This window comes from Ponticoccus litoralis, assembly GCF_039769985.1.
GTDB classification, from domain to species: Bacteria; Pseudomonadota; Alphaproteobacteria; order Rhodobacterales; family Rhodobacteraceae; genus Ponticoccus; species Ponticoccus litoralis.
Map to the genome: position 1 here is coordinate 924,862 of NZ_JBDNCH010000002.1, position 13,509 is coordinate 938,370.

The following is a 13,509-nucleotide window of genomic DNA, read 5'->3' on the forward strand; positions in this document are numbered from 1 at the left end:
CCCTCGCGTCTGGGCGGACCCTTCCACGGCACCGGTGCGCTTGTCACCGCGAAACGTGACGTCACTGACCGGTGCAAGGGCGAGGAGGCCCCGCGACAGGCCCGCCGGGAAGGCCGGGCAGAGGGCGCGGCCCACCGCCCCGGCCCAGCAGGCCGACGGCCCGGCGGGCGATCCCATCGCCCGCGTCCCCCGACTTGCACCGGCAAGCGTTTCGGCAGCCTGCCGGTTTCGACGGTCCGAAACGGCGCCGCGACACTCGCAGCCGCGCGCCCGCCGGAAGGCAGGCACCGGACCGGATTTCAGCGCCGGGCTACTCGGCCCCGGCGCCCGGAAACCGGCCACCCGCTCGCCGGCAGCGCCAGCGGCCCCCTTATCGCACCCGCAGGGCCCGCACCGCCCCGCGCGGGCGCCTATTCCGCCGCGTCGCGCTTTGGCAGAACCCAGTCCGCGCGCGGGAAATGGCAGGTATAGCCGCCCGGATAGCGTTGCAGGTAGTCCTGATGCTCGGGCTCGGCCTGCCAGAAATCGCCCACCGGCTCGACCTCTGTCACCACCTTGCCGGGCCAGAGGCCGGAGGCCTCGACATCGGCAATCGTGTCCAGCGCAACCTGCCGCTGGTCTTCGTCGACGTAGTAGATCGCCGAGCGGTAGGACAGCCCCAGATCGTTGCCCTGCCGGTTCAGCGTGGTCGGGTCGTGGATCTGGAAGAAGAACTCCAGCAGGCGGCGGTAGGTGATGCGCTCGGGGTCGTAGAGGATCTCGATCCCCTCCGCGTGGGTCCCGTGGTTGCGATAGGTCGCGTTGGGCACGTCGCCCCCGGTATAGCCGACGCAGGTCGCCTCGACCCCCGGCAGCTTGCGGATCAGCTCTTCCATGCCCCAGAAGCAGCCCCCGGCCAGAACGGCACGTTTGGTCATTCGATGTCCTCCACCTGGTCGATGTATTGGCCGTAGCCCTCGGCCTCCATCTCGTCCTTCGGGATGAAGCGCAGGGAGGCCGAGTTGATGCAGTAGCGCAGCCCGCCGCGATCCACCGGCCCGTCCGGGAAGACATGGCCGAGGTGGCTGTCGCCATGGCGCGAGCGGACCTCGGTGCGGATCATGCCATGCGTGATGTCGCGCAGCTCGACGACGTTGTCCGGCTCCACCGGCTTCACGAAGCTGGGCCAGCCGCAGCCCGATTCGTATTTCGCGGCGCTGGCAAAGAGCGGCTCGCCCGACACCACGTCCACATAAAGCCCCGCCTGCTTGTTGTGCAGGAATTCGCCGGTGCCCGGACGCTCTGTCCCGTTCTCCTGCGTGACGCGGTACTGCTCGGGCGTCAGACTGTGGATAACTTCCGGTCTTCGTTCATATTTTGTCATCTCGGGTCCTTCCTCGGCCGGCTCTGCGGGCGGTCACGGCAAAGATGGGGCCCGCCGCGCGAAAACCAAGCATGCTGTCACAGAGATCACGTCCGCCTGGCCGGGGGTTGCGCGATCCTGTCGATGTTGCCATTTAAACCATGAGTGACAAAGCCTTTCTCCCAGGAAACGCCAAGCGTCGCTCCGGGCGCCGAGATGGCAGCTTGGCGCCCGACAGACGCCTTGGCCGGGGGTCACTCACTCCCCTCCCGCGTCGCATTCGACAGCCGATGCGCCGCCCATCCGGCGGCATCCCGGACGGTCGCGTCCGCGTCATCCGTCAACCCCTGCGCCACGGCCCGCAGATCCGGCTGGCCAGAGTTCCCGATAGCATAAAGAACGTTGCGCAGAAAGCGGTTGCGCCCGATCCGCTTGATCGGCGAGCCCGAGAAACGGGCGCGGAAGGCGGCATCGTCGAGGCCCGCAAGCTCTGCCAGCGCGGGCGCGCGCAGGTCGTCGCGGGCATGATACTTCTGCTCCTCCGCGCGGCGGGCGAACTTGTTCCAGGGGCAAACCGCAAGACAATCGTCGCAGCCATAGATGCGGTTGCCCATGAGGGCGCGCAGATCCTCGGGGACCGGGCCGTGGTGCTCGATGGTCAGGTAGGAAATGCAGCGCCGGGCATCCAGACGGTAGGGCGCGGGAAAGGCCCCGGTCGGACAGATGTCGAGACAGCGCCGGCAGCCGCCGCAATGGTCGGTCTCGGCCCCGTCGACGGGCAGCGCCAGCGTGGTGAAGATCGCACCAAGGAAGAACCACGACCCCGAGGTCCCGGCTGACGAGATTGGTATGCTTGCCCTGCCAGCCCAGCCCCGCCGCCTGCCCCAGCGCCTTTTCCGGCACAGGGGCCGTGTCGACGAAGACCTTGATCTCGGTCTCCGGCCCCGCCTCGGCGATCAGCCAGCGCCCCAGCCGCTTCAGCCGCTTCTTGACCACGTCATGGTAATCGCGCCCCTGCGCATAGACCGAAACAGCGGCGCGGTCGCGGCGCTCCAGAACCTCCAGAGGATCGGCCTCGGGGCCGTAGTTCTCGGCCAGCATGATGACCGAACGCGCCTCGGGCCAGAGCACGTCGGGCGCTCCGCGCCAGTGCACCCGATCGGCAAGCCAGCCCATCTGCCCGTGATACCCGGCGTCCAGAAAGGCGCGCAGCCGCCCCATCACCTCGGGCACATCGCCGGGCCGACAGATCCGGCAGGCCGCGAAACCCGCCTCGGCGGCCTCCGCCTTCAGGCGGTCACCAAGCGGGGTCATGACGCCGCGCCTGCCACGACGGGGCCACCCGGCATCTGGGGGCGGAGGGGGCTCTGCCCCCACTGCTGCGCAGCCCCCCGAGGTATTTGGAAGACCAGAGAAGAGCTATGCGCGTGCCCTGCGATCCCGGGTGCCCGCTCGTCTGACCCTGCCGTGCCCCTGCGCAACTCTGCCACCCCTGCTTCTTCTTGGTCCAAATACCCTCGGGGAGTCCCGCAGGGACGGGGGCCGCGCCCCCCTCTCCCCCTATCCGCTCGCGCCGCCCTTTGCCACCGCCGCGCCCTCTTCGACCAGCGCGAGGAAGTTGCGCAGCGTGGGTGTTTCGTCCGCCCGGCGCCAGGCGATGCCGGTTTCCAGCACCGGGGCCGTGCCGTCGAGGTCGCGGTAGACCACCCCTGCCCGGGCGAGGTTCTTCAGGGAACGCGGCACCAGCGCCAGCCCCATGCCCGCCGAGACGAGGCTGATGATCGTCTGCATCTGGATCGCGTGCTGCGCCACCTGCGGACGCACGCCGCGCGCCGTGTAGAAGCCGGTGACGAGGTCGTGAAACAGCGGCGCGGCGCGGCGCGGGAAGACGATCAGCGGCTTGTCGATCAGCGCCTCCGGCGACAGCCGCGGCCCCTCGGGCAGGCGGCCTTCAGCCACCCAGCTTTCGGGGACCGCCGCGACCAGCGGCTCGGCCAGAAGGCGGCGGTAGGCGAGGGATGCGGGCAGCGGGTCGTCGCCATGCGGCAGGACGATGCCCGCGTGGCCCTGCCCCTCGACCAGCGCGGCGATCTGCATGTCGCTGGTCATCTCGGTCAGGGCGAGGTCGACCCCCGGATAACGCGCGCGGAAGCCCTGTACCAGCGCGGGCAGCACCGAGTAATCCGCCGTCGACACGAAGGACAGCGCCAGCCGCCCCGCCGCGCCGCCGCGCAGGGCTTCGGCCGTGTCGCGCAGCCCCTCGACCGCCGCCAGCGCCGCCCGCACATGCGGCAGGAAGGCTTCGCCGAAGGGCGACAGCGCCACAGAGCGCCGCGTGCGGACAAACAGCGCCTCGCCCAGCGCGGCCTCGAGCGCGCGGATCGACTGAGAAAGCGGCGGCTGCGTCATGCCCAGACGCGCGGCGGCGCGGCCGAAGTGCAGCACCTCGGCCACCGCCACGAAATGTCTCAGTTGCCGGGTGTCCATTGATATGCCTCACGACTTAGTTGGCGCAGAATAATATATTTCACAAGCAGGGAACAGGGCGGTATACCCGGTCGACACTGCAAAGAGGGAGGGTCCGATGCCCCGTTACAGATCGAGAACCAGTACCCACGGCCGCAACATGGCAGGGGCCCGCGGCCTCTGGCGCGCAACCGGCATGGGCGACGAGGATTTCGGCAAGCCGATCATCGCCATCGTCAACAGCTTCACCCAGTTCGTGCCCGGCCACGTCCACCTGCAGGACCTTGGCCAGATGGTTGCCCGCGAGGTCGAGAAAGCCGGCGGCGTCGCCAAGGAATTCAACACCATCGCGGTCGACGACGGCATCGCCATGGGCCACGACGGGATGCTCTACTCGCTTCCCAGCCGCGAGATCATCGCGGACTCGGTCGAATACATGGTCAACGCCCATTGCGCCGACGCCATGGTCTGCATCTCGAACTGCGACAAGATCACCCCCGGCATGCTGATGGCCGCCATGCGCCTGAACATCCCGGCGATCTTCGTCTCGGGCGGACCGATGGAGGCGGGCAAGATCGACCTCGCCTCGCTCGACGTCAAGAAGGTGGACCTCGTGGACGCCATGGTCGCCGCCGCGTCGGAATCCTACACCGACGAGGAAGTCCAGCACATCGAGGAGAACGCCTGCCCGACCTGCGGGTCCTGCTCGGGCATGTTCACCGCGAACTCGATGAACTGTCTGGCCGAGGCGCTGGGTCTGGCGCTGCCGGGCAACGGCTCGACGCTGGCCACCCACGCCGACCGCAAGCACCTCTTCCTCGGAAGCGGGCCGCAAGATCGTCGAGATCACCCGTCGCCACTACGAGCTGGAAGAGACCGGCCTGCTGCCGCGCGAAATCGCCACCTTCGAGGCCTTCGAGAACGCCATGTCGCTGGACATTGCCATGGGCGGGTCCACGAACACCGTGCTGCACCTTCTGGCCATCGCGCTGGAAGGCGAGGTCCAGTTCACCATGGACGACATCGACCGGCTGTCGCGCAAGGTGCCCTGTCTGTGCAAGGTCGCGCCCAATATCGAGAACGTCCACATGGAGGACGTGCACCGCGCCGGCGGCATCTTCTCGATCCTCGGTGAACTCAGCCGCGCCGGGCTGCTGCATGAGGAATGCGCGACCGTGCATTCGACCACCATGGGCGAGGCCATCGGGCACTGGGACATCAAGGTCGCCAACAACCCCGAGGCCGAAAGCCTGTTCAAGGCGGCCCCGGGCGGCGTGCGCACGACCAAGGCGTTTTCCACCGAGAACCGCTTCAAGGAGCTCGACAAGGACCGCGAGAACGGCGTCATCCGCTCGAAGGAACACGCCTTTTCGCAGGACGGCGGGCTGGCGGTTCTGTTCGGGAACATCGCGCTGGAAGGCTGCATCGTGAAGACCGCCGGGGTCGATGCCTCTATCCTGAAGTTCACCGGCACCGCGCATGTCTGCGAGTCGCAGGACGCCGCCGTCTCGGACATCCTCACCGGCAAGGTGAAGGAAGGCGACGTGGTCGTGATCCGCTACGAGGGGCCGAAGGGCGGGCCGGGCATGCAGGAAATGCTCTACCCGACCTCCTACCTGAAATCGAAGGGCCTCGGCAAAGCCTGTGCGCTTCTGACCGACGGGCGTTTCTCGGGCGGCACCTCGGGCCTCAGCATCGGCCACGTCTCTCCCGAGGCGGTCGAGGGTGGCGCCATCGGACTGGTCGAAAAGGGCGACAAGATCGAAATCGACATCCCCAACCGGAGCATCAACCTGATGGTGGACGACGCGACGCTGGCCGCGCGCCGCGCCGCGCAGGACGAGAAGGGCTGGAAGCCCGCCGAGCCGCGCAAGCGCAAGGTCACGACGGCCCTGCAGGCCTATGCCGCGCTGACCACCTCCGCCGCCAAGGGCGCGGTGCGCGACGTCAGCCAGCTGACCAAGGGCTGAGCACCGCCGGAACGCAAGACAAGGCCCCCGCAGGCGACTGCGGGGGCTTTTTCGTTGGGTTTGCGCGGCCAGCCAACCAATGCGCGTGCCAGCCCACGCGCTCGGAGGTTGCGGTCCGTGACGCCTGCCACCACGACAAGCCGTGCCATCGCCGGGCCGTGGCTCGGCGAACCGCAGTCTCTGGAAGGCATTTTATCCCTGCAAAGTCCGTACGACCACGTCAGGTCGCGCAAGCATCAGCCAAATCGCCGGGCCCCCGGACGGCCCGGCGATGGCGCGGCGGCCTGCGGCACTGGATTCCGCGCCCGGTGGTGGATCGTAAGAGCGCAATCACCCACATAGACTCTCGTAGAAAGTTCACTGTCCGCAAAAGTTGGGTACAGGAGGCTGCGTCTGTGCATATCAACAGGACCGCTCATCGCGCACGACGAGGCGGCGGCAGGCCCCCCTTCCCGCCCCCTGAACCTTTCCCGCCGCCACGGGTTTATCCCCCGCACCAGCAAAGGCCCCACAGACATGTTCGACTGGATCACCGGCATTATCGACGCCATCGGCGCCTTCGGGGTCGGGCTGTTGATGTTCATCGAGAACGTCTTTCCGCCGATCCCCTCGGAGCTCATCATGCCGCTTGCGGGGTTCAACGCCGCGACGGGCGCACAGAACCTCTGGCTGGTGATCCTCTTCGGCTCTCTGGGGTCCATCGCGGGGGCGCTGCTGTGGTACTGGATCGGCGCGAAGATCGGCATGGAGCGCCTGCGCCGCCTTGCCGACCGGCACGGGCGCTGGCTGACCATCACACCCGATGAGCTCGACCGGGCCAATGGCTGGTTCCAGCGGCACGGCGGCGCGGCGGTCTTCCTCGGGCGCCTGATCCCCACCGTCCGCACCTTCATCTCCGTCCCCGCCGGGGTCGCGAAGATGCCGATGGGTCGTTTCCTGGCCTATACGACGCTGGGCACGCTCCTCTGGACCGCGCTTCTGGCCTTCGCGGGCTACGCGTTACAGTCGCAATACGATCTGGTCGCGCAATGGCTGAACCCGGTCTCGACCGCCGTGGTCACGGGCATCGTCGCCCTCTACCTCTACCGTGTCGCCACCTACAAGCGGCGCCTGCGCAAAGAGGATGCGCGCAGCGGCTAGCATCCGGACGGGGGCACACGGCCTGCTTCGACAGCCCCACGGGGCCGGGCATCGGCGCCCCCTTGAAGGCCCCTGCCCGCAGGCGGGATGTCTCAGAAATCGAGGTCCGAGTAATGCGCGGGCTGCGGGAAGCCGGGCACCTGATCGGCAAGGATCGAGCGGAAGGCGGGGCGCGACTTGATCTTGGCGTACCAGTCCTTGACCACCGCCGAGCGGTTCCAGTCGACGTCCGAGATATAATCCAGCGACGACAGATGCGCGGCGGCGGCGAAATCCGCCAGCGTCATCGAATCCCCGGCCAGCCAGCGCCGGTGATCCAGCAGCCACGCGAGGTAATCGAGGTGGTACTTGATCGCCTTGGCGCCCGATTTGACGTTGCCGCTGTCGGGGAACCCGGCCTTCATGACCTTCTTGTTCACCCGCTCGTACAGCAGCTTCGACGTCACCTCGTTGTGGAACTTGTCGTCGAACCAGCCGACGATGCGCCGCACCTCATAGCGCGCATCGGCGCCACGCGGCATCAGCGCGGGTTCGGGGTACTTCTCTTCGATCCATTCGCAGATCGCCGCGCTTTCGGCCATGGTCTTGCCGTCCATGCGCAGAACCGGGACCTTGGCCGCCGGGTTGCGCCGCAGGAAGTCGGGGTCCTGCTCCCAGTAGCGTTCTTCCACCAACTCGCATTCGATCTTCTTCTCGGCGAGGCTCAGGCGAACCTTGCGGCAAAAGGGGGAAAGAGGCACGTGGTACAGCTTGGCCATGATGGTCCTGTTGATGGCGGGAACAGCCCCTCTTAGTCGTCATCGGCCCCCGGTTTCAATGCCTGCGAGGCGGTAATGGGCCAATCGGCGCCTACTCGAAGCAGGCCGCCCGCCCGTCCGCCCGGATCGTCGCCGCCCCGTCCCGGATCGCGCGCGCGCGGCGGCTGACCGCGTTCGAGGGGTTCGAGGCGCTGCGTGTCTTGGGGCTGGGCAGCACCGCGGCCAGAAGCGCCGCCTGCTGCGCGGACAGATCCGCCGGTGCCACGCCGAAATAGTGGCGCGCCGCCGCATCGATGCCGAAGACGCCCTCGCCGAATTCTGCGATGTTCAGGTAGACCTCGACGATCCGGCGCTTCGACCAGAGGGTTTCCACCGCCGGTGTCAGCACCGCCTCCAGCGCCTTGCGGATATAGCTTCTTTCCTGCCAGAGGTAGACGTTCTTCACCACCTGCTGACTGATCGTCGAGCCGCCACGGTCCGCGCCAGAGGCGATGGCCGCGCGGATCGCATCCATGTCGAAGCCCCAGTGCCTGCAGAAGTTGGCATCCTCGGCGGCGACCACCGCCCGGGCCATGACCGGCGCCACCGCGTCGAGATCGACCCATTGGTGTTCCACCGCGCCCAGACGCTGCCGTTCCGCCCAGATGGTATGCGTCGTCGGCGGGTTCACCACGCTGAACAGCACCACCGCCCCGATCACCAGCGCGCCCATGATCACTCCCAACCGCAATGTCCAGCGCATCAGCCATCGACCGGGGCGGAACCGGCGTACCTGCGGCTTCTCCCGCGTCTTGCCCGTGGACTTCTGTTTCTTGCCTGCCATATCGCCCGTTCTACACCGGTCACCCGGCCCCGGAAAGACAGGGCGCGCCGAGCATTGACCGGCACCCCGCGCAACTGAAAGCCAAGCTACCCCCATGCCGGGATCGCGCCCTGCCCCTTAGAGAGTCACATCCTGAGGGCGCAATCGGGCCTGACTTGGTGCAGAGTGTGGCAAGATCGGACCTTTTCGCCCAAGGCAGACGCCCCCTTAGGCGTTCCGGCCCTGCGCGAAGCAACCACCGCAATCACCGGCGCCAGCCCCGGCTTGCAACGTCACCCACGCCCCGCCGGGAGCGCCCCACAGGACGGCTTCCGCCAGCCGGGCCCGCGCCCATGAGTCATGAAAAAGGGCGGCCCGAAGGCCGCCCCCTTGTCTTACTCTGCCGGCACCGCGACCTGATCCTCGATGCCCAGCGGATGCGGGATCTTGTTCAGCATCTCCTTCGGGCAGACCTGCACGAAGTTGCCCTTCTCGAGGTCCCAGTGCTGCAGGATATCCTGCGCCTTGCGGCTGCGGGTCTCTTCGACGTGCCGCTCGATCAGGCCCTTCAGCTCGTCTTCCCATTCGGAGACGGACACCGGGCAGGTCACGAGGCTTTCCATGTTCATCATGTCCTGCGCCCGGCCCTCGGGGTCATAAAGATAGGCCATGCCGCCGGTCATGCCCGCGCCGAAGTTCGCGCCGATCCCGCCAAGGATCACCGCCACGCCGCCGGTCATGTACTCGCAGCCGTTCGAGCCGCAGCCCTCGACCACCACCACGGCACCCGAGTTCCGCACCGCGAAACGCTCGCCCGCGCGGCCCGCTGCGAAGAGGTAGCCATCCGTCGCGCCGTAAAGCACGGTGTTGCCGATGATGGTGTTCTCCGAGGCCACCAGCGGCGACACCAGCGGCGGATGCACCACGACGGTGCCGCCCGACAGGCCCTTGCCGACGTAGTCGTTGGCATCGCCCGAGACCTCCAGCTTCAGCCCCGGAGCCGCGAAGGCGCCCAGCGACTGACCGGCGGAACCCGACAGCTTGATGTGCAGGTGATCGGGCTGCAGCGCGTTGCGCATCCCGAACTTCGACACGATATGCGACGAGACCCGCGTGCCCACGGTGCGATGCGTGTTCATCACCGCGTAGGACAGCTGCATCTTCTCGCCGTCCTCTAGGAAGCGCGCGGCATCGCGCACGATCTCGGCATCCAGCGTGTCGCGCACCGGGTTCCGCGGCTTGCCCCGGTCGTAGACGATGTCGTCCGAGCCGTCGACGCGGATCAGCAGCGGGTTCAGGTCGAGGTCGTCGAGATGCTCGGCACCCCGGCTGACCTGGCTCAGCAGGTCGGCGCGACCGATCACCTCGTCAAGGCTGCGCGCCCCGATCGAGGCGAGGATTTCGCGGACTTCCTGCGCGTAGAAGGTGATCAGGTTCACCACCTTGTCGGCGTTGCCGGTGAACTTGCCGCGCAGCGCCTCGTCCTGCGTACACACGCCCACCGGGCAGGTGTTCGACTGGCACTGACGCACCATGATGCAGCCCATGGCGATCAGCGCGGCGGTGCCGATGCCGTATTCCTCGGCACCCATCATGGCGGCCATGACGATGTCGCGACCGGTCCGCAGACCGCCGTCCGTGCGCAGCGTCACGCGCGAGCGCAGGTTGTTCATCGCCAGAACCTGATGCGCCTCGGTCAGGCCCATCTCCCACGGCAGACCCGCGAACTTGATCGAGGTGCCCGGGGAAGCCCCGGTGCCGCCGTTGTGACCCGAGATCAGGATCACGTCGGCCTCGGCCTTGGCCACGCCCGCCGCGATGGTGCCGACGCCCGAAGAGGCCACCAGCTTCACCGTCACCTTGCAGCGCGGGTTGATCTGCTTGAGGTCGTAGATCAGCTGCGCCAGATCCTCGATCGAGTAGATGTCGTGGTGCGGCGGCGGCGAGATCAGCGTCACGCCCTTGGTCGAATGCCGCAGCCGCGCGATCAGGTCGGTCACCTTCATGCCGGGCAGCTGGCCACCCTCGCCGGGCTTGGCGCCCTGGGCCACCTTGATCTCAAGCTCTTCGCAGTGGTTCAGGTACTCGGCAGTGACACCGAAGCGGCCCGAAGCGACCTGCTTGATCTTGGCCGAGGGGTTGTCGCCGTTGGGTTCGGGCACGAAGTGCGCCGGATCCTCGCCACCTTCGCCGGAGTCGGACTTGGCCCCGATCCGGTTCATGGCGACGTTCAGCGTCTTGTGCGCCTCGGGCGAGAGCGCGCCCAGCGACATGCCCGGCGTCACGAAACGCTTGCGGATCGCGGTGATGCTCTCGACCTCTTCCAGCGGCACCGGCTTGCCCAGCGGCTTCACGTCCAGAAGGTCGCGCAGATGGATCGGCGGGTTGGCCTGCATGGCGTTGGAATACTGCTTCCACATCTCGTAAGAGGCGCGGTCGCAGGCGGCCTGCATCAGGTGCATGGTCTGCGCACCCCAGGCGTGGGTCTCTCCCGACTTGCGCGCCTTGTAGAAGCCGCCGATGGGCAGCACGTCACGGCCACCCCGGAAGCCAAGGGCGTGGATTTCCTCGGCCTTCTTCTGGATGCCCTTCACGCCGATCCCCGAGATGCGGGAGATCATGCCGGGGAAGTATTCCGCCACCATGGCGCGCGACAGCCCGACGGCCTCGAAGTTCAGCCCGCCGCGATAGGACGAGATGACCGAGATGCCCATCTTCGACATGATCTTCAGCATGCCCGCGTCGATGGCCTCGCGGTAGGCAGAGACCGCCTCGGTCAGGGTCATGTCCAAGAGGCCGCGCTTGATGCGGTCCGCAAGGCTGTCCTCGGCAAGATAGGGGTTCACGACGGTCGCCCCCGCCGCGATCAGGACGGCGAAGTAATGCGGGTCGATGCATTCTGCCGAGCGCACGTTGATCGAGCAGAAGGTCCGCAGGCCCTTGCGGGTCAGGTAGCTGTGCACCGCGCTGGTCGCGAGGATCATCGGCATCGCGATCTTGTCGGCATCGCAATGCTCATCGGTCAGGATCAGGTGCCCGGCGCCCGAACGCACGGCATCCTCGGCCTCGGCCCGGATGCGGGCCAGACCCTCGCGCAGCGCGTCCTTGCCGGCGGTGAAGGTACAGTCGATCTCGACGCAGGGCGCGTTGAACTGCCCCTTCAGCGCCTCGAACTGGGCATTGCCCACGAAGGGCGTGTCCAGCACGAGGATCTCGGTCTGGGCGCTCGATTCATCCAGCACGTTCTTGAGGTTGCCGAAACGCGTCTTCAGCGACATCACCCGGAATTCGCGCAGGCTGTCGATGGGCGGGTTCGTCACCTGGCTGAAGTTCTGCCGGAAGAAATGCGACAACGGGCGATATTTCTTCGAAAGCACCGCAGAGGGCGTGTCATCCCCCATCGAGGCCAGCGCCTCCTTGCCGTCCTCGGCCATGGGCGACAGCGTCTGTTCCAGTTCCTCGATGGTGTAGCCTGCGGCGATCTGGCGGCGGCGCAGTTCCGCGCCCTCGAACTTGGCGCTCTCGGTGACCGCGTTCAGCGTCTCGTCCAGCTCCGTGATCTTGCCGACCCATTCGCCAAAGGGCTGTGCCGCGGCCAGCTTGTCCTTGATCTCGACGTCGCGGTAAAGCTTGCCCTCTTTCATGTCGACGGCAATCATCTGGCCCGGCCCAAGCGCGCCCTTCTCGCGCGCCGTGGCCTCGTCGGTCGGGACCATGCCCACCTCGGACCCGGCAATCAGCAGCCCGTCACCGGTCACGACATAGCGCATCGGGCGCAGCCCGTTGCGGTCCAGCCCGCCGCAGACCCAGCGGCCATCGGTCATGGCAAGGGCGGCGGGGCCGTCCCGGGGCTCCATCACCGAGTTGCAGTAGGAATACATGTCGCGCCACGACTCGGGCAGTTCCACCGCCTGCTTCGACCACGACTCGGGCACCAGCATGGTCTTGGCCATGGGCGCCGAGCGCCCGGCGCGCACCAGCACCTCGAACACCCCGTCCAGGGCCGCCGAATCCGACGCCCCGTTGGCGATGATCGGCTTGATGTCCTCGGCCATCTCGCCGAAGGCGGAGGAGGCCATGCGGATCTCGTGGCTCTTCATCCAGTTCAGGTTGCCCTTCAGCGTGTTGATCTCGCCGTTGTGGGCCAGCATGCGGAAGGGCTGCGCCAGCCACCACTGCGGGAAGGTGTTGGTGCTGTAACGCTGGTGATAGATCGCGAAGGCGCTCTCGAAGCGGTCGTCCTGAAGGTCGGGGTAGAACTCCGCCACCTGCTCGGCCAGCATCATGCCCTTGTAGATGATCGACCGGCAGGACAGCGAAGCGATATACAGCCCCCCCGCCCCGGCGATGCCCGCCGCCGCCGCCGCCTTCTCGATCCGGCGCCGGATCACGTAAAGCTCGCGCTCGAAGGTCTCTTCGTCCACGCCCTTGGCGTTCGAGATCAGGATCTGCTCGATCTCGGGCCGCGTCGAGTTGGCCTTTTCGCCAAGGCAGGAGACATCCACCGGCACGTGGCGCCAGCCGTAGATGTAGTAGCCCATGCGCAGGACCTCGGTCTCGACGATGGTCCGGCAGGCCTCCTGCGCGCCGAAATCCGTGCGCGGCAGGAAGACCTGCCCCACGGCGATCAGCTCGTCCTGGCGCGGGTGGTGGCCAGTGCGCTGGATCTGGTCGTAGAAGAAGGGCACCGGGATCTGCACGTGGATGCCCGCCCCGTCACCGGTCTTGCCGTCCGCATCGACCGCGCCCCGGTGCCAGATCGCCTTCAGCGCGGTGATCCCCGCCTCGACAACACGGCGCGACGGCGAACCGTCCAGCGACACCACAAGCCCCACGCCGCAGGACGAATGCTCTTCGCTCTCGTGGTACATGCCGTTCTCCGACATCCACTTGCGCTTGGCTTCCTCGCGGCGAACCCAGTCTTGATCGTACTTGGTCATGGCTCAGCACTCCTCGTTCAGATGCGGATTGTCCGCGTCGTAATCACGCCGGGACACGCGCCTGACCTGCGCGCCCCCAGCCAAAATCCCT

7 protein-coding genes and 2 pseudogenes are annotated in these 13,509 nt (G+C 67.2%); 2 read left to right on the forward strand and 7 right to left on the reverse strand.

Going from position 1 to position 13,509, the window contains the following annotated elements; genetic code table 11:
* Positions 1-410 precede the first annotated feature (410 nt).
* The 4 genes and pseudogenes from msrA to ABFB10_RS05615 all read right to left on the reverse strand — a co-directional run bounded on the left by msrA (position 411) and on the right by ABFB10_RS05615 (position 3,829).
* Positions 411-917 (reverse strand): peptide-methionine (S)-S-oxide reductase MsrA, encoded by a 507-nt coding sequence (gene msrA / locus ABFB10_RS05600; RefSeq protein WP_347165752.1) that lies wholly within the window; start codon positions 915-917, stop codon positions 411-413.
* Positions 914-1,363 (reverse strand): peptide-methionine (R)-S-oxide reductase MsrB, encoded by a 450-nt coding sequence (gene msrB, locus ABFB10_RS05605; RefSeq protein WP_347165753.1) that lies wholly within the window; start codon positions 1,361-1,363, stop codon positions 914-916. Before msrB ends, msrA begins: the two co-directional genes overlap by 4 nt.
* A 233-nt stretch (positions 1,364-1,596) precedes the next feature.
* A pseudogene (gene queG, locus ABFB10_RS05610) lies at positions 1,597-2,656 on the reverse strand (tRNA epoxyqueuosine(34) reductase QueG).
* A gap of 246 nt (positions 2,657-2,902) precedes the next feature.
* Positions 2,903-3,829, reverse strand: a complete 927-nt coding sequence (locus ABFB10_RS05615; protein WP_347165754.1) for a LysR family transcriptional regulator — start codon at positions 3,827-3,829, stop codon at positions 2,903-2,905.
* Positions 3,830-3,926: 97 nt separating this feature from the next.
* Between ABFB10_RS05615 and ilvD the strand changes: the two are divergent.
* A pseudogene (ilvD, locus tag ABFB10_RS05620) lies at positions 3,927-5,778 on the forward strand (dihydroxy-acid dehydratase).
* 516 nt (positions 5,779-6,294) lie between these two features.
* Positions 6,295-6,918 carry a DedA family protein gene (locus ABFB10_RS05625; RefSeq protein ID WP_347165755.1) on the forward strand — a complete coding sequence of 208 codons (624 nt, stop codon included), beginning with the start codon at positions 6,295-6,297 and terminating at the stop codon, positions 6,916-6,918.
* Between the two features lie 92 nt (positions 6,919-7,010).
* Here ABFB10_RS05625 and fzlA read toward each other — a convergent pair whose 3' ends face one another.
* The 3 genes from fzlA to gltB form a co-directional block, all read right to left on the reverse strand.
* Positions 7,011-7,676 (reverse strand): FtsZ-binding protein FzlA, encoded by a 666-nt coding sequence (fzlA, locus tag ABFB10_RS05630; protein ID WP_023849825.1) that lies wholly within the window; start codon positions 7,674-7,676, stop codon positions 7,011-7,013.
* Positions 7,677-7,767: 91 nt separating this feature from the next.
* Positions 7,768-8,499, reverse strand: coding sequence for a monofunctional biosynthetic peptidoglycan transglycosylase (gene mtgA / locus ABFB10_RS05635; protein WP_347165756.1), 732 nt, complete (start codon positions 8,497-8,499; stop codon positions 7,768-7,770).
* A 374-nt stretch (positions 8,500-8,873) separates the two neighbouring features.
* Positions 8,874-13,418 carry a glutamate synthase large subunit gene (gltB, locus tag ABFB10_RS05640; RefSeq protein WP_347165757.1) on the reverse strand — a complete coding sequence of 1,515 codons (4,545 nt, stop codon included), beginning with the start codon at positions 13,416-13,418 and terminating at the stop codon, positions 8,874-8,876.
* Positions 13,419-13,509 lie beyond the last annotated feature (91 nt).